General features: G+C 74.0%; 17 protein-coding genes and 1 riboswitch. Of the genes, 6 read left to right on the top strand and 11 right to left on the bottom strand.

Going from position 1 to position 14,759, the window contains the following annotated elements; all coding sequences use genetic code 11:
* Positions 1–318 precede the first annotated feature (318 nt).
* The 4 genes from ABVB68_RS31700 to ABVB68_RS31685 form a co-directional block, all read right to left on the bottom strand.
* A complete protein-coding gene (locus ABVB68_RS31700; protein WP_353604628.1) occupies positions 319–1,155 on the bottom strand; it encodes an undecaprenyl-diphosphate phosphatase in 837 nt (278 codons plus the stop codon).
* 90 nt (positions 1,156–1,245) lie between these two features.
* Positions 1,246–1,578 carry a fluoride efflux transporter FluC gene (locus ABVB68_RS31695; protein WP_503006409.1) on the bottom strand — a complete coding sequence of 111 codons (333 nt, stop codon included), beginning with the start codon at positions 1,576–1,578 and terminating at the stop codon, positions 1,246–1,248.
* A 294-nt stretch (positions 1,579–1,872) separates the two neighbouring features.
* Positions 1,873–2,832, bottom strand: a complete 960-nt coding sequence (locus ABVB68_RS31690) for an SMP-30/gluconolactonase/LRE family protein (RefSeq protein WP_353604627.1) — start codon at positions 2,830–2,832, stop codon at positions 1,873–1,875.
* A 164-nt stretch (positions 2,833–2,996) separates the two neighbouring features.
* Entirely contained in the window at positions 2,997–3,284 is a 288-nt protein-coding gene (locus ABVB68_RS31685) for an ArsR family transcriptional regulator (RefSeq protein WP_353604626.1), read from the bottom strand.
* A gap of 345 nt (positions 3,285–3,629) precedes the next feature.
* Between ABVB68_RS31685 and ABVB68_RS31680 the strand changes: the two genes are divergently transcribed.
* Complete coding sequence (locus tag ABVB68_RS31680) at positions 3,630–3,980, top strand: VOC family protein (RefSeq protein WP_353604625.1); 351 nt, start codon at positions 3,630–3,632, stop codon at positions 3,978–3,980.
* A 73-nt stretch (positions 3,981–4,053) separates the two neighbouring features.
* Positions 4,054–4,452 carry a MarR family winged helix-turn-helix transcriptional regulator gene (locus ABVB68_RS31675; RefSeq protein ID WP_353604624.1) on the top strand — a complete coding sequence of 133 codons (399 nt, stop codon included), beginning with the start codon at positions 4,054–4,056 and terminating at the stop codon, positions 4,450–4,452.
* A 49-nt stretch (positions 4,453–4,501) separates the two neighbouring features.
* On the opposite strand, the gene ABVB68_RS31670 is transcribed toward ABVB68_RS31675, so the two are convergent.
* The 3 genes from ABVB68_RS31670 to ABVB68_RS31660 all read right to left on the bottom strand — a co-directional run bounded on the left by ABVB68_RS31670 (position 4,502) and on the right by ABVB68_RS31660 (position 7,185).
* Positions 4,502–5,614, bottom strand: a complete 1,113-nt coding sequence (locus tag ABVB68_RS31670; protein ID WP_353604623.1) for a hypothetical protein — start codon at positions 5,612–5,614, stop codon at positions 4,502–4,504.
* A 420-nt stretch (positions 5,615–6,034) separates the two neighbouring features.
* Positions 6,035–6,433: an SseB family protein gene (locus ABVB68_RS31665; protein WP_353604622.1), complete on the bottom strand. Its 399-nt coding sequence runs from the start codon at positions 6,431–6,433 to the stop codon at positions 6,035–6,037.
* Positions 6,434–6,993: 560 nt separating this feature from the next.
* Positions 6,994–7,185, bottom strand: a complete 192-nt coding sequence (locus ABVB68_RS31660) for a hypothetical protein (RefSeq protein ID WP_353604621.1) — start codon at positions 7,183–7,185, stop codon at positions 6,994–6,996.
* 467 nt (positions 7,186–7,652) lie between these two features.
* Between ABVB68_RS31660 and ABVB68_RS31655 the strand changes: the two genes are divergently transcribed.
* From ABVB68_RS31655 to ABVB68_RS31645, 3 genes are all read left to right on the top strand, one after another.
* A complete protein-coding gene (locus tag ABVB68_RS31655) occupies positions 7,653–8,606 on the top strand; it encodes a CAP domain-containing protein (protein ID WP_353604620.1) in 954 nt (317 codons plus the stop codon).
* A 251-nt stretch (positions 8,607–8,857) separates the two neighbouring features.
* Positions 8,858–9,028: a hypothetical protein gene (locus ABVB68_RS31650; RefSeq protein ID WP_353604619.1), complete on the top strand. Its 171-nt coding sequence runs from the start codon at positions 8,858–8,860 to the stop codon at positions 9,026–9,028.
* Between the two features lie 163 nt (positions 9,029–9,191).
* Entirely contained in the window at positions 9,192–10,265 is a 1,074-nt protein-coding gene (locus ABVB68_RS31645) for an NAD(+)/NADH kinase (RefSeq protein WP_353604617.1), read from the top strand.
* Positions 10,266–10,354: 89 nt separating this feature from the next.
* On the opposite strand, the gene ABVB68_RS31640 is transcribed toward ABVB68_RS31645, so the two are convergent.
* Positions 10,355–10,732 carry a hypothetical protein gene (locus ABVB68_RS31640; RefSeq protein ID WP_353604616.1) on the bottom strand — a complete coding sequence of 126 codons (378 nt, stop codon included), beginning with the start codon at positions 10,730–10,732 and terminating at the stop codon, positions 10,355–10,357.
* 541 nt (positions 10,733–11,273) lie between these two features.
* Between ABVB68_RS31640 and ABVB68_RS31635 the strand changes: the two genes are divergently transcribed.
* Positions 11,274–11,846: a histidine phosphatase family protein gene (locus ABVB68_RS31635; protein ID WP_353604615.1), complete on the top strand. Its 573-nt coding sequence runs from the start codon at positions 11,274–11,276 to the stop codon at positions 11,844–11,846.
* Positions 11,847–12,100: 254 nt separating this feature from the next.
* On the opposite strand, the gene ABVB68_RS31630 is transcribed toward ABVB68_RS31635, so the two are convergent.
* The 3 genes from ABVB68_RS31630 to ABVB68_RS31620 form a co-directional block, all read right to left on the bottom strand.
* Positions 12,101–12,853, bottom strand: coding sequence for a CbtA family protein (locus ABVB68_RS31630; RefSeq protein WP_353604614.1), 753 nt, complete (start codon positions 12,851–12,853; stop codon positions 12,101–12,103).
* A 21-nt stretch (positions 12,854–12,874) separates the two neighbouring features.
* On the bottom strand, positions 12,875–13,096 hold the full coding sequence (locus tag ABVB68_RS31625) for a CbtB domain-containing protein (RefSeq protein ID WP_353604613.1): 222 nt from the start codon (positions 13,094–13,096) through the stop codon (positions 12,875–12,877).
* Positions 13,097–13,131: 35 nt separating this feature from the next.
* Positions 13,132–13,278: riboswitch (cobalamin riboswitch) on the bottom strand.
* Between the two features lie 136 nt (positions 13,279–13,414).
* Complete coding sequence (locus ABVB68_RS31620) at positions 13,415–14,491, bottom strand: enoyl-CoA hydratase/isomerase family protein (protein WP_353604612.1); 1,077 nt, start codon at positions 14,489–14,491, stop codon at positions 13,415–13,417.
* Positions 14,492–14,759 lie beyond the last annotated feature (268 nt).

Raw genomic sequence — 14,759 nt, 5'->3', positions numbered from 1 at the left:
GGTGCGGCGGCCGAGGGGTGTGCGCCGGTGGGGACGGCGGCCGGGAGGTGTGCGCGGTCCGGACGGCGGCCGGGGCCTGCGGACGGCCAGGACGCGGCCGGAGCCTGCCCGCGGCCGGGACGGCAGCCCGGGCCTGCCCACTGCCGGGACGGCGGCCGGAGCCTGCGCGCGGCCGGGACCGCAGCCTGGGCCTGCGCACGGACGGGACGGCGGCCCCCTGAAAAACGCCGCACGCGGTCGAAGGCGGCGGTCGGGAGGTGCGTACGGGGTGCGGCGGCCTGCGCGGTCGCCGCACCCCGTGGGTGTCCGGGCAGGCGCTCAGCTGCTGAGCGTGCCGGTGGCGAGCAGTCCGAGCAGGGCCACGCCGATGACGATCCGGTAGATCACGAAGGCGTTGAAGGAGTGCTTGGCGACGAACTTCAGCAGCCAGGCGATGGACGCGTAGGCGACGACGAAGGACACGATCGTGCCGACGGCCAGCGGGGCGGCGCTGACGCCCGCGCCGAGGGCGTCCTTCAGCTCGTACACGCCGGCGCCGGTCAGCGCCGGGATGCCGAGGAAGAAGGACAGGCGGGTGGCGGCGACGCGGTCCAGGTCGAGGATGAGCGCGGTGGACATGGTGGCGCCGGAGCGGGAGAAGCCGGGAAAGAGGAGGGCGAGGATCTGCGAGCAGCCGACCCACATCGCGTCCTTGAAGGACGTGTCGTCCTCACCGCGCTTGTGGCGGCCCATCTGGTCCGCGGCCCACATCACGGCCGAGCCGGCGATGAGCGAGCCGGCCACCACCCACAGCGAGGCGAGCGGGCCGTCGATCAGCGGCTTCGCCGCCAGGCCGACCACCACGATCGGGACGGTCGCGGCGATCACCCACCAGGCGAACTTGTAGTCGTGGTGGTACCGCTCCTCGCGGTTGCCCAGGCCGCGGAACCAGGCGGAAACGATCCGCTTGATGTCCTTGAAGAAGTACACGAGCACGGCGGCGATGGCGCCGACCTGGATGACGGCGGAGAACCCGACGACGGACTTGTCGTCGACGGGAATGTTCATGAGTCCCTCGGTGATCTTCAGGTGACCGGTGGAGGACACCGGGAGGAACTCGGTCACCCCCTCTACGACTCCGAGGACGACGGCCTGACCGACGGAGATGGCGCTCATGAGATCCAGTTCTGGGGAGAGTAGGTCGACAGTGTTGTAGTTGCATTGGACAGTACTTGCTTCGTCCCGCCCGGAGGCAACCGCCCGACGCTAAAAGGGCTCCCGCGAGCCAGAAGCCGGCGGAGGGCGCCGCGAGTCCCGCCCGCCGCACTCGTCACGACGTGGACGGCGGCGTGGCGGCCGGAGCCGGTCTCGGTCCAGCCGCATGGTCTCGTAGGAGGAGGTCGGGCACGTCGTCAGCGCCCCGCACAGTCCCGTACCCGGCAGAAGCCGCAGCCGGGGCCCGGCGGAGGCGGCGCCCGTGAGCAGCCCGAGGATCAGGCGGCCTGTGACGTTCACCGCGCACGTGACCCAGGGGGAGACCGAACCGTGACGGGTCCGCACGGCACGGTCGATGGGATGCCGCAGGGGTGCGCCGGCCATGGCCCCCGCGACGACCGGCAGCCAGTTCACAACGACTTCTCACCCTCCGGGGTAGCTTCGCCCGGTCCGGGCGCACGGCCTGCGTACCGGGCAGCCTCGCACCCTTCGGAGGTCGGGAGGCGTCTCCTGTCCGGCCCGTCCCGAGGGGCTCGCACGTGTCCGGCCGGGCCCACCCCGGACGGCCTCGTACCCCCTCCGGCGCGGCCACCTGGTGGGCTGGTGCCCGTGCCGTCCGGGCCGCCGGGACGGGTGATCACGGCCGGGCACCAGCGTACCGCCGGGCCGGTGCCGCGCTCACCCGGTGGGCGGCTGGGCGCAGACCGCGAGGCCCGGTTCCCAGAGGCTGCCGAGGACCAGGTGATCGCCTGTCGTGCAGACGCTGGTGACCATGCGGAAGCCGGAGCGGCGGCGGGTGAGGTGGTGGACGGTGTGGCCGTGGTCGTCGAACGCCAGCACACCGATCGTGCCGCCCGGCCGGAACGGGGCGTGGACGGCGGCTCGGGCGGCGGCGCCGCGCACGGTGGCCGGGGTGCGGTGCAGCAGGTCCAGCGGGGGGTTGCGCGGAGCGGCGAGGGCCACCCAGATCGGGCCGTCGGGGCCCGCGCGCCAGAGGTTGTCCGGCATGCCGGGGAGGGTGGCGAAGAGCTCGGCGTGCCCGGCGCGCGGGCCCGTGAGGTGGTAGCGGGTCAGGCGGCAGGCACCGGTTTCGGCGATCACCAGGAAGGAGCCGTCCGCGCTCACGGCCAGGCCGTTGGCGAACTGCAGCCCGTCCAGCAGGATTTCGGGTTCACCGCCGTCGGGCGCGAGCCGGAGCAGCCGGCCGGTGCCGGAGTGTTCGACGATGTCGCCGATCCACCGCTGGAGCGGGTGGCGGCGGCTGGAGACCGTGAAGCAGACGGTGCCGTCGGGCAGGGCGACTACGTTGCTGCAGAAGCGCAGCCGCTCCCCCGCCACCGTGCCGGCGAGGACGCGGACGATGCCGTCGCCGGGCCCGACGCGCAGCAGGCCGCGTTCCGCGTCGCACACCAACAGGCTGCCGTCGGCGGCGAGTTCGAGCCCCAGGGGCCGCCCTCCGGTCTCGGCCAGCACCTCCACCCGGGCGGTGTGCGGATGGCCCAGGCCGTGGACGCGCAGGATCCGGCCGTCCTCCACTCCGGTCAGCACCCGCCCGTGCGCGTCGACGACCACGTCCTCGGGGCCGCGGGCGCCGAGGGAGACGTAGTGCAGCGGCTTGAGTCGCGTGGGTCGGTCCATGTCCGGTGCCTTTCGCGTCGGGTGGGCCGTCCCGGCACTCGCGCCTTCGGATCGGCCGGGTGGGCCGGGCAGACCGGGCAGGCCCGGTGGGCCGGGCAGACCCGGCAGACCGGTGACCTTGCCCACCGGCCCCGTGCCTGGGCTCACCGGCCCCATGTCTGTGCTCACCAGCCCTTCTCGAACAACCTCGCCACCTCCGCGATCCGGATCTCGTCGCGCCGGTAGTAGGTGCGGCAGCGGCTGCGCCGGGTGCGCAGCAGGCCGAGGCGGGTGAGGAGGTCCAGATGGGCGGCGGCAGTGCGGCGGGGTACGCCGAGTCTGGCGGCGACGGCCCGGGCGGTGACCCCGGTCCCGGCGGGGTCGCGGTGGCGCGAGGCCGGAAAGTGGGCCGCCGGGTCCTTCAGCAACTCCAGGATGGTCCGCCGCACGTGCCCCGAGGCAGTCGCCGTCATCCGTCCGCCCTCCATCCGGCGTTCTCGTACGCACTGTTCCCAACTGTGGACCGGACGACGCCGCCACGTCCCCGAGTCGGCGTCCGTTGTCCGGTACGGAACGGCCGCCGGCCGGACGGCCGGCCCGCGTCCCCGGACACCGGGACGGGTCGGGAGCCGTTCGGGGCGGGGACCGGTCGTGGACGGTCCCGCGGTGGCCGCACCACGCCCTGGCGGAAAGCGCGCCGTCGGAGGGGCCCGCTGCGACCGGTCAGGATCGAAGAAGCCACGGCGGCCCGCCCGGCCCTAGCGTGAGAGCACCGACGAGGAACCCGTCGGGCCCCACAGCCACAAGGAGTGAGTCCCATGACCGCCGGCCTGCAGACGATCATCTACCCCGTCAAGGACCCGGAGCGGGCCAAGGCCCTGTTCACCGCCCTGCTGGGCGTGGAGCCCTTCGTCGACGAGCCGTACTACATCGGTTTCAAGGCCGCCGGGCAGGATGTCGGCCTCGACCCCAACGGGCACGCGCAGGGGATGACCGGGCCGGTGCCGTTCTGGCATGTCACCGATCTCCGGGAGCGGTTGGCGGCCCTGCTCGACGCGGGTGCCACCGTGCTCCAGGACGTGCGGGACGTCGGCAACGGCAGGCTGGTCGCCTCGGTGAAGGACGCCGACGGCAACCTGGTGGGACTGCTCCAGGACCGGGCTGCCTGAGCCGCGGGGGTCTTCCCCACAACCCACTAGTTGCACACTCAACGATTGGCCGGATCGGTGCTACGGTGCGGGTATGGCAGTCAAGACGGCGGACCTCCGGCTCGAGGAGCAGTGGCGGGACATCCTGTCGGTGCACGCACGCACCTTGTGCGAGATCGACCGGGCGCTGCATCCGCACGGGCTGGGCGCCAGTGACTTCGAGGTGCTGGACATCCTGGCGTCCGAATCGCCCGAGACGGGGGACCAGTGCCGGGTGCAGAACCTGGTCGGCCGGGTCCATCTCAGCCAGAGCGCACTGTCCCGGCTGATCGGCCGGCTGGAGAAGGACGGCCTGGTGGAGCGCTCCGTGTGCGCCGAGGACCGCCGTGGCGTGTGGGTCGCGCTCACCCGGAAGGGCCGCGAGCTGCACGGCGAGGTGCTGCCGGTGCAGCGCGCCGTGCTCCGGCGCATGCTCGCGGTGCGGGAGCGCTAGCACACCGGCCGGCGCTCCGGCCCGGTCGCGTACTCGGCGACCCGGCGGACTATCCCTCGGTGGGGGCCGGTTCCGGCCCGCCTTCGTCCGGCTTCCGGTCCACCGGGCGTTGCGGGGAGATCTGACCGCCGGGGTAGTCACGGGACCCGGTCCACAGGGCGGGTACGGCGTCGCAGCGGCGGCACAGGTCGTAGGCGAGCTCCTCGTAGTTGACCCGCCAGCCCCGGAAGTGCGGCCAGGCCTCCTGCGCGCTGCGCCGGGACCGGAAACCGGCCTCCTCCAGCATCGTCACCGCGGCGTCGAACTCCGCGTAGGAGAGCCGGATGGGCGCCTGCGGCGACGGGTCGGCATCGAAGGGGATGCGCAGGGCGCGGGCGATGTCGCGCAGCGCGGTGAATCCCGCGCGCAGCACCAGCCGGGCCTCCGGCGGGGCGAGCTGCGGATCCAGGGCGAGCTGGAGGGCGGCGGCGTCCATGACGGCGATCAGCCCGACCAGCCAGCTGCGGTGCGGCCGCGGGGAGCGGAAGGTCAGCAGGATCGGATACGTGGAGTGACTCTCGCCGATGTCCGCGGCGAGCCGCTCCCAGGCGCGGTACAGCTGCGGCAGCGCGGTCTCGGTCTCCACCAGCCACTGGCGAGCCAGGATCTCCGGCCCCCAGGCGGGCTCCCCGGCCCGGGCCTGGAGCAGGGTGACCTCCTGTTCCCGGCGGTTGTAGGAGGCGTAGAGGGTGGGCAGGTACGCGATCTGCAGGGCGATCAGGATGGGCCCGGTGGCCGCGGCGATGAAGTCGACCACCGACAGCTTCAGCCGGGCGCCGCTGGCGAAACCGAGCGTGAACAGGCTGGAGCCGGCCTCACGGAAGGCGGTGGCCCAGGACAGCGGGGACAGCGCGTACAGCAGGAGCCCGAAACCGAGCAGCGCTCCGGCGAGCCAGCACGCGAGCATGCCCATCAGCGTCAGCGGGGCGAGCCAGGTCTGCGTGCGGTCGACGGCGTCGTAACCGCCGCGCGGGGCGGCCAGCCGGAGCACTCGGCGCAGCAGCCACCACAGACGGAACATCAGTCCCGAGTACAGGCCCCGGGGTACGACGAGGATGCGCAGGATGCTGCTCAGCACCAGCGCGAGGACCAGTGCCCCGGCCACGCCAGAGATGAGTTCCATGGGCCTATCTTGGCGCCCGAAGGGGCCGGACCCCGGCTTTCGCGTCGCGAGGGTGGAGGCGTCGTGGTCACTCGGGCCGCACGACGGAGAGGTGTGGCCGTGGCAGGCGGCTTGGTGCGGGGGAAGCGGACGCGGTGCGGTGGCGGGCCGGGGTGCCGAAACGGGCGCGGTGCGGGTAGCGGGATGGGGTGCGCAAGGGCCGCGGTGCCGAGTGGGCGGCCCGGGAGCCGGGCGAGGGCCGTGCCGCAGTGAGCAGCCCTGGAGCCGGGGCGGACGCGGTGCGGACGTGGGCGCGTGTCGGAGTGCCGTAGAGCTGACGGACGTCGCCACCCCGTCCGGCGTGCGTGCGCTGTCGCCGGCCGGAGGAGGGGCGACGGGGTGGGCGGAGGCCGGCGTTGCCGCTCCTCCCCCCCCACCGGGTCAACGGGCGAGCAGGGTGCGCACTCCTTGGGAGGTGAGCGTGAGCGCGTGGCTGGAACTGCCGTCGATGGCGAGGGAGAGGTCGTCCTCGGGCCACTGCGAGGCGAGTGCGCCCAGCGGGATCAGGCGGTAGCGCGAGACGAACGGCAGCAGCTCGGCCATCTCGCCCTCAGAGGTGAAGACGGGGACGACCTGGTCGCCGCCGGGCTGTTCGAGAACGGGCAGTGCCAGCATCGTGGCATCGGCGCCCTCACCGTCGACCGCGTCGTCCGGAACCGGAACGAGCACGTCGGTGTGGGCGAGGGTGGTCAGAGCGGCCTGGTCGTCGGCGTTCACGGTCAGCGCGTCCAGCGCCTGCTGCGCCGACGTGGGCAGGTCGTCGTGTGCGGGTGTCTCCATGGCAGATCCCCTGGTAGCGGCTGTCTTACGGGCCACCCGGACGGGTTCGTGCCCGGGCGTGCTTCCGCCTCGCGTACCCGGTGGCGTGCGGGGCATGCGCGAGGATCGGCGGTGGTCCGGGCGAGCCGAAAGCCGACTTCGCCCGGTTGCGGCCGCTCACGGCCGGGTCCGCGCCCGCGGGTCGGCGGTGGTACGGCCGCTCACCGCCGGGTCCGCGCCCGCAGGTCGGCGGTGGTACGGGCGGCGGTACGGCCGCTCACCGCCGGGTCTGCGCCGGGAGGTCGGCGGTGGTGGCGATGCGGATCGGCGTCCGCGCAGCCTCCCGGCGTCCGCGCAGCCTCCCGGCTTCAGGCAGCCTGTCTGGCTCAGGCCCAGCCGCCGAGCTCAAGCCCGGCCACCGCGTTCGGGCCCAGCTGCCCGGGCCAGGTGCGGACGCCGGAGCCAAGTGCGGACGCCCGGAGCAGGTGGGGCCGCCCGGGTCAGGTGCGGCCGCTCAGCCGGGGATCCGCCGCCCGGCCCGGGTTCCGTCGCCCGGCTCTGCGACCGCGTAGCCACTCGCCTCAGCGGTCGAACTCCTCGTGGATCGGGGTCTTCGGCTCCTCCCACAGGTGCAGGGAGAGTCCGGGCTTGCCACCACGGCGGGTCTTCGGGCCCTCCGCCCGCGACGGAGCAGTGCGAGGGGGCTGATCGGCCTGCACGTTGTCGTCCGTCTCCGGCTCGCCCTCGGCCTGTGAGGGCGTGTTCTCGCTCATCGGGACCTCCCGCCGCGCATCCGCCCCGTACGAGTCCTTCGAGTACCCCGTGCGGCAGCTCCTGCCACCGGTGGGTATGGCGGTGACGCGACCGCGTACCCCGTGGTTCCCGGCGGATGGACGCGGCGAGGGTGACTTCCCTCACAGCGATGCGGCCGACTATGTGCCCCGGTTAGTAGATGCCGACTCATCGATATATAGGACTTGTCCGACTTGCCGTGCGCATGAGCGGCGACCGGGCGTCGAAATGCAACCCGTTCGGCCCCTCCCACATCCCTCGGCACCAGTGGGTTCCTGACGCGGCGACAGGCCCGAGCAAACGTCGCTATCGCGAACGCGGCACCTGTCCACGGCGCCTGGCAAGGGCCGTGCCTTCCTACGAGGCGAGGTAGTAGAAGGGGCCCTTTGCGCTCCTTGTGAAGCCGTCCTGAGAATGAGCGCTCAGCGATCACCGAGTGAGGTTGACGATGGGCCAGCACCGCAGGACGACGCATCACTACAGGCGAATAGTCATCACCGCCGTCGCCATCGGAACCGTGGGCGTGCCATCCGTCGCCCTGGCCTGTTCCGACTGGCCGTACGGCGGGCAGGACCCGTCGTCCACCGCGGCGACGGCACCCGTGGAGCCGGCGAACACTCCCGGACTGACGACGTACATCCCCGGACAGCAGCCGACTCCCGCCGGGCAGCAGCCGACCGCCGCGGGGCAGCAGCCGATGGCCGCAGGGCAGCAGCCGACCGCCACGGGACAGCAGGGTGCGCCCACGCAGGAGCCGAGCGTGCCCACCCAGTCGCCGGGCGCCCCCGCGCACCAGCGGCACCACACCCACCGCCAGCACCGGGAGCACCGCCAGCACCACCGTGCCGGCCACGACGCCGGCGTGCCGCGGACCACCGCGCCGACCGAGCCCGGGGCCGCCGCTCAGCAGGGTGCCGGGGCGAAGACCGCGGCACCCAAGCCTGCTCCCAGCACGCCCGAGGCCACCGCCTCGGCGCCGGCCGCCCCCGCCGCTCCGAGCACCTCGAAGCCCACCGCCACGGCCTCCGGAGTGACCGCCCAGATCGTGCAGCTCGTGAACGCCGAGCGGGCCAAGGCCGGTTGCCAGGACCTCACCCTGAACCCGGAGCTGACCAAGGCCGCGCAGGCGCACAGCGCGGACATGGCGGCCCACCAGAACATGTCGCACACCGGGTCCGACGGGTCGGCCCCGGGCGACCGCATCACGCGGGCCGGTTACACCTGGAGCAGCTACGGGGAGAACGTCGCCTACGGCTACGCCACGGCGGAACAGGTCATGGCGGGCTGGATGTCCAGCCCCGGCCACCGGGCCAACATCCTCAACTGCTCGTTCAAGGAGATCGGCGTCGGTCTCGCACAGCCCAACAGCTACTGGACCCAGGACTTCGGCACGCCCAGGTGACGACGGTCGGCGAGGCCGCCACGCCCCGGTGACCGACGGTCGGCGAGGAGGCCGCCCCGGTGACCGGCCGTCGGCCAGGAGGCCGCCCCGGCACTCCGCCGGATGCGGGGCTCGGACATCCGCGGAGGTGAGGGCCCCGCGATCCGCAGGGATCGGCGATCCGCCGGAGGTGAGGGTCCCGCGATCCGCAGGGATCGGCGATCCGCCGGAGGTGAGGGCCCCGCGGTCCACAGGGATCGGCGATCTGCCGGATGCCGCGGACCGGGCGATCCGCCCCCGGCGACCTCGGCGACCTCGGCGGCCCCGGCGGCCCCGGCGACCCCGGCGACCCCGGCGACCCCGGCGACCCCGGCGACCCCGGCGACCCCGGCGACCCCGGCGACCCCGGCGACCTACCAGCATCCCCCGGGGGCCCTTCGTGATCCACCGGGATCCGGGCCGAGGGCGCGGCCGCGCGGTCACTCGGCGTCGCGGCGCGCTCCGGCCGATCCCGGCCCCGCATGCCGGGCGGCGTGGCGTGTTCCTGACCGGCCCGCTCCGCGGCGAGGATGGCCGTAGGTGAGGCAAGACGGCTGGGAGGCGGCTATGACCGTGAACCGTGTCGGCCTGGTCGTGCATGGCGGACGTGCGGAGGCGGTGACCGCCGCCCGGGCCGTGCGCGATTGGTGTGCCGGGAACGCCGTGGGATGTACCGACATCGACGTGTGGCAGGAGGGCGAGCGGCACAGCGCCCGCGAGGAGATGGACACCGCGGGCGATCCGGACCTCATCGTCACCCTCGGCGGCGACGGCACCTTCCTGCGCGGTGCCCGGCTGGCGGCCGCGAGCGACATCCTGGTGCTCGGTGTCGACCTCGGCCGGGTCGGTTTCCTGACCGAGGTGCCGGTCACCGCGGTGCGCGAGGCGCTGGACGCGGTCCGGGAGGAACGGATCACCGTCGAGAGTCGGATGCTCCTGACCATGCGGGCATCCTGCCGGCTGGAGGTGCCCGCGCAGATGGAGGCGCTGCTGCAGTACGGCCGCGGTCCGCTGCTGCCGCCGCCGCGGGTCCGGACGGACTGCGACGCGAGCGGTGACTGGGGCGTCGCGCTGAACGTCTTCGCGCTGAACGACGTCGTGCTGGAGAAGCTGGCCCGGGACCGGCAGGTGTCGGTCGGGGTCTATCTGGCCGGCCGGCTCCTCGCCAGCTACTCCGCCGACGCGCTGCTGGTGGCCACGCCGACGGGCTCCACCGCGTACAGCTTCGCCGCCGGCGGTCCGATCGTCTCGCCCCGTGCGGAAGGTCTGCTCTTCACGCCGGTCGCGCCGCACATGGTGTTCAACCGCTCGGTCGTCGCCGCCCCCGACGAGCCGATCGCGCTGCGGGTGCTCGAACGGTCGGGTCAGGCCGCCGTCAGCGTCGACGGCCAGTTGCGGGGTGTGCTGAGCCCCGGTGACTGGATCGGCGTGTACGCCGCTCCCCGCCGGCTGAAGGCGGTCCGGCTCGGCCCGATGGACTTCTACGCCCGGCTGCGGGAACGCATGAACCTGACCGACGCGCCGGCCGCGCTCGCCGACGGAAGCGCCGCCCCGCTGTGGCCGGTGACCACTCCCCCGCCCGGCGACCTCGAACACCTCGCGCTGCCCACGGCGCCCGAGGACCCCTCACGACGCTCCTGAGTCCGGCCAGATCCCTGGTACGGCGGCGCCGTCACCGTCGACGGGGCCGTCCCCGTCGGTGTGCCGTGGCGCCCGTTGACATGGGGTCGTCACCGTCGATGCGCCACCGCAACCGTCGCCCGGGGGGAGTGCCCACTCATGTGCCGCCGCAACCGCTGACGTGCCGCCGACCCCGTCCCCCCGGCCGGCGCTCGGGGCAGGACCCGTACGAGGACGAGCGGACCGTCCAGGAAGAGCTGCCCGCGCAGACGGCCGTACCGTTCGTGCCCCGTGCCGGAGTCGAGGTCGCGGCGCAGCCGTTCGGTGGACCGCCGCTCCAGGTCGGGGGCGACGAGGCTCCACGCCGGACAGGACCGGCGTGCGGCCGGATCGAGCAGCCGCTCCGGACGCGCGCAGTACGCCTCGTCGAATCCGTCGACGCGGTCGGCGGGAATCGGAACGGAGCTGGTCTCGGTCTGGCCGCCCAACGCGAGGGCCGCGAGGCGCGGCGGTGGGCGGAGTGACCGCCCCCGATCCGTCCGGAGTCGGCGTCGCCGGCGCTTCCGCGGTCCGTGCGGAACTCCCCGGCTCCTGAAGCCGTGCGGAGGGCGGGGAGCGGGCGTACGTCCGCTCCCCGGCCGTGGCCGTCCCGGCCCGGCGCTCGGACCGGTGTGCCACCGGGCGCCCCGAGCCGACGCCGGCTCCGCCGGGTGGCAGCGGGCACGGGTTCGGCGGATGTTAGGTTCGCGGCCGGAGCGGGACGGGACGAGGAGGTGGCCCCATGGCTCGGCGACCGGCCGCCGGAAAGACCTGCGCACACGCCGAGTCGCGCCCACGGCGCCGCTTGCGCTGCTCGCGTTGCCTGTACTCCGTCCGCTGCGTCCAGGGCCTCCACTGCCTGCACCGCTTGCGGTGCGAGCGCCTCTTCCGCAGTGAACCCGGCGCGGCTCAGGGCCGCTTGGGCCGCGCCCTCGGCCTCGTGGCCGGCCCTGTGGGCCGGATCGGACACCGTCCGGGGGGAGCGCCCGCATGACCAGCCGCGTCACCTTCGTCTCGCCCGCGACGAGCCCGTCGCTGCGGCAGGCCCGCTTCTACGACGGCGACTCGGTCGACGACACCGGGGCGGCCCTGGCCCGCTCCGCGGCCGGGTCGCTGCGCGCACCCGCCCGTGTACTGGCCTCCGCCAGCCCGCGCTGCCGGGACACGGCGGTGGCGCTCGGCCTCGATGCCGCCGAGGCACCGGAGTTGGCGCCGCTGGACATGGGCCGCTGGCGGGGCCGCACCCTCGGCGAGGTGACGGCCGCCGAGCCGGAGGCGGTGGTCCGCTGGCTCGCCGACCCCGGCTGGGCGGCACACGGCGGGGAGTCGGTGCGTGAGGTGTGCGAACGGATCGGGCGCTGGCTGGACACCGCGCGGGACACGGAGGGGCGCACGGTCGCCGTGGTCGAGCCGGAGGTCGTACGGGCCGCGGTCGTCCATGTCCTCGGCCTGCCCCCGACGGCGTTCTGGCGGCTCGACGTGGAGCCGTTGACGGCCACGGAACTCAGCGGGCGGGCCGGACGCTGGAATCTGCGGCTCGGCCGGCCACTGGCCGCGCCGTAGTCCGCCCCGGTGCGCTGAGGCGGTGCGGACGGGGGACACACGCATGTGTCGCCAGGTCACATTCCGTCGGCGGACGAGCAGTTGATGCCGGCGCGGCGCCGCGGGCGATCGGCTTCCTCGGTGCACCGCGCCGCCGGTCCGCCGGGAGAGGGTGCCGGGCACCGCGAAGGCGGGGTGCCGTGGCCGTGCCGCTCGGACAGGACGTGCGAGGGCCCCCGGACGGTTCCGGAGGCCCTCTCGCGTCGCGGAAGCGTTCAGTTCGAGGCGGGAACCGTCCCCCCGGCCGGCGCCGCCGCGGGCCTGGGATTCAGCCGCCGTTCCGCCAACTCGCCGAAGAGCAGCCCGAATCCTCCCCACAGGACCGCCTGGATGGCCACCGCGGACAGCCGGAAACGCCACAGCAGGCCGGCCGGGAAGCCCTTCGGCACCTCGTCGACGACCGGCAGGAACGCGTAGGCCAGCCCGATGACGACGGCGAAGGCGGCCACCGCGGCCACGGTCGCCCACCAGGTGCCCAGGCTGGGCGCCAGGCGCCGGCCCAGGATGGTGGCGGCGACCGCCAGCAGGACGCTGAGCAGCATCATCAGGAAGTACAGGGTGGTCCGCCTGCCGATGGTGTCGGGGTCGCCGACCGACGGCGGATTGGCCGGGTACTTCAGGAACGGGACCACGTACACGGCGAGCAGCGCGCAGCCGGAAAGCAGCAGCGCGGTCGCCCGCGGACCGAAGCGCCCGACGCGTCCGAGCGCGAAGCAGTACGCGAGCGCGGCGATGCCGCCGAAGGCGACCCCGTAGATCAGCACGCCGGTGGCGAGGCCGGCGGTGGACTGCAGGGAGCGGGAGACGACTTCCATCTCGTGCTCGTGGGAGTGGGCGTCCTCGAAGCCGATCGCCTTGTCGACGCTCGGTTCACCGAGGAGGTAGGCGGCGATCAGGGCGAGCACGCCGGCGGCCAGGCCGGCGAGCATGCCCCGCACGAGGAGGTTTCTTACCGTTGCGGAGTTCATGGGTGTGCGGCGTCCCTCTGGTCAGTGACAGGGGAAACCGAGGAGATGGCGGGCGTCGTGCACCCACTCATGGACGTCCGTGCCGCTGAACACGGAGGTGGCGCCCTGCTCGGCGCCGACGAAGTAGAGCAGGACCAGCATCAGGATGCCGAAGAAGGCCGCCCAGGGAGCTATCGCCTTCAGCGGCAGCTTGGCGGGAACGGCGGGTGTGGCGGCGGACGGCGGAGCGACGGTCTGCGCCATGGCAGGACCTCCTCTGGGAGTTCGCGTCCCATCTCGGTGGTGCACTGGACGACGGCCACGGGTCTGACTCACGAGACGCCGTCCAAGGCGTCTCGCACACAGTGGCGCGACCGTGCCGGATTCCCACCGGCTTCCGTCTCGCCGTCGTCGATATCGGACAGACCGTACCGCGCGAGGGGTGGCGGGCCAAGACCGCACCACCTGGCGTGATCTTCCTCTCGTGGCGGCTGGCGGCGCCGGGCACGGCCGGTCGGTGCCGCCCGAACGGACAGCTGCGCGGCCGGATCCGGTCGCTACCGGCGCCGGCCGCGACCCGGTTCAGGGGCCCGCCTCCGGGTCGGTGCCGGGCCCGGCAAGCCCCAGTTCCCGGTCGCCGAGCGGAGCGAAGAAGCGTGCGACGTCGGCGTCGGTCACCTCGGCGAGGGTGGCCGGTGACCAGCGCGGCTCGCGGTCCTTGTCGATGACCTGCGCGCGGATGCCCTCCACGAGGTCGGGGGTGCTCAGAGCGGCGCAGGAGACGCGGTACTCCTGGTCGAGGACCCGCTCCAGCGTTCCGAGCCGGCGGGCACGGCGGACCGCGGCCAGGGTGACCTTGAGGGCGGTGGGCGATTTGGCCAGCAGGGTCTCGGCGGTCTCCTTCGCTTCCGGGCCGCCGTGGAGGAGCAGCCGTTCGAGGATCTCCTCGACCGTGCCGGCGGCGAAACAGGTGTCGATCCACTCCCGCCGTCCGGCCGACTCTCCCCGCGGCGGGGGCTGCGCGTGGCGCGCGACGGCGTCCCGTGCGGGCATCACGGCAAGGTCGTCGACGAGTTGGCGCAGCGCGCCGGACGGTACGTAGTGGTCGGCGAGCCCGCACAGCAGGGTGTCACCGGCGCCGATCCGGGCGCCGGTCAGCGCCAGGTGGGTGCCCAGCTCCCCGGGGGCCAGGCCGAGCAGACGGGTGCCGCCGACGTCGGGGACGAAGCCGATGCCGGTCTCGGGCATGGCGATCTGCGAGCGTTCGGTGACGATCCTGACGCTGCCGTGCGCGGAGATGCCGACGCCGCCGCCCATGACGATGCCGTCCATGAGGGCGACGTACGGTTTGGGGTAGCGGGCGATGCGGGCGTTGAGGTGGTATTCGTCGCGCCAGAAGGCGGCCGCGGCGGAGCCGTCGCCGTCGCGGGCGTCGTCGTGGACGGCGCGGATGTCGCCGCCCGCGCACAGGCCGCGCTCGCCCGCACCGGTGACGAGGACGGTCTCGACGGCCGGATCGTGCTCCCACGCGGTCAGGGCCTCGTCGATACGGCGGACCATGGTGTGGTTCAGGGCGTTGAGCGCCTTGGGCCGGTTGAGGGTGATGTGGGCGGCCCGGCCCGTGATGTCCAGCAGGACCGGCTCCTCGGTTCCGGTCATCCGAGTGCCTCCGTCCGGCCGCTGGCCGCGATGGCGCGCATGATCTCGTCGGTTCCTTCCAGGATCGGTGCACCGGCAGGTCGCGGACGATCTTCTCAGAGCCGTGCGCACCGAGGTGGCCGCGGCCGCCCTGCGGCCCGCGGGCGCGGCCGGCCACGGGTACCCCGCGCTCGGCCGCCCGGGCCCCGGGGGGCGGGGCGGGCGCCGGGCCGGGCGCCCGCGGCCCCGCCGGGGGGGGCCCCGGGGGGGGGGGGGGGGGGGGGCCCCC

The organism is Streptomyces sp. NPDC096012 (assembly GCF_040426375.1).
Taxonomy (GTDB): Bacteria; Actinomycetota; Actinomycetes; order Streptomycetales; family Streptomycetaceae; genus Streptomyces.
The sequence above is the reverse complement of the archived record's forward strand: the minus strand, read 5'-3'. Positions and strand labels throughout refer to the sequence as shown.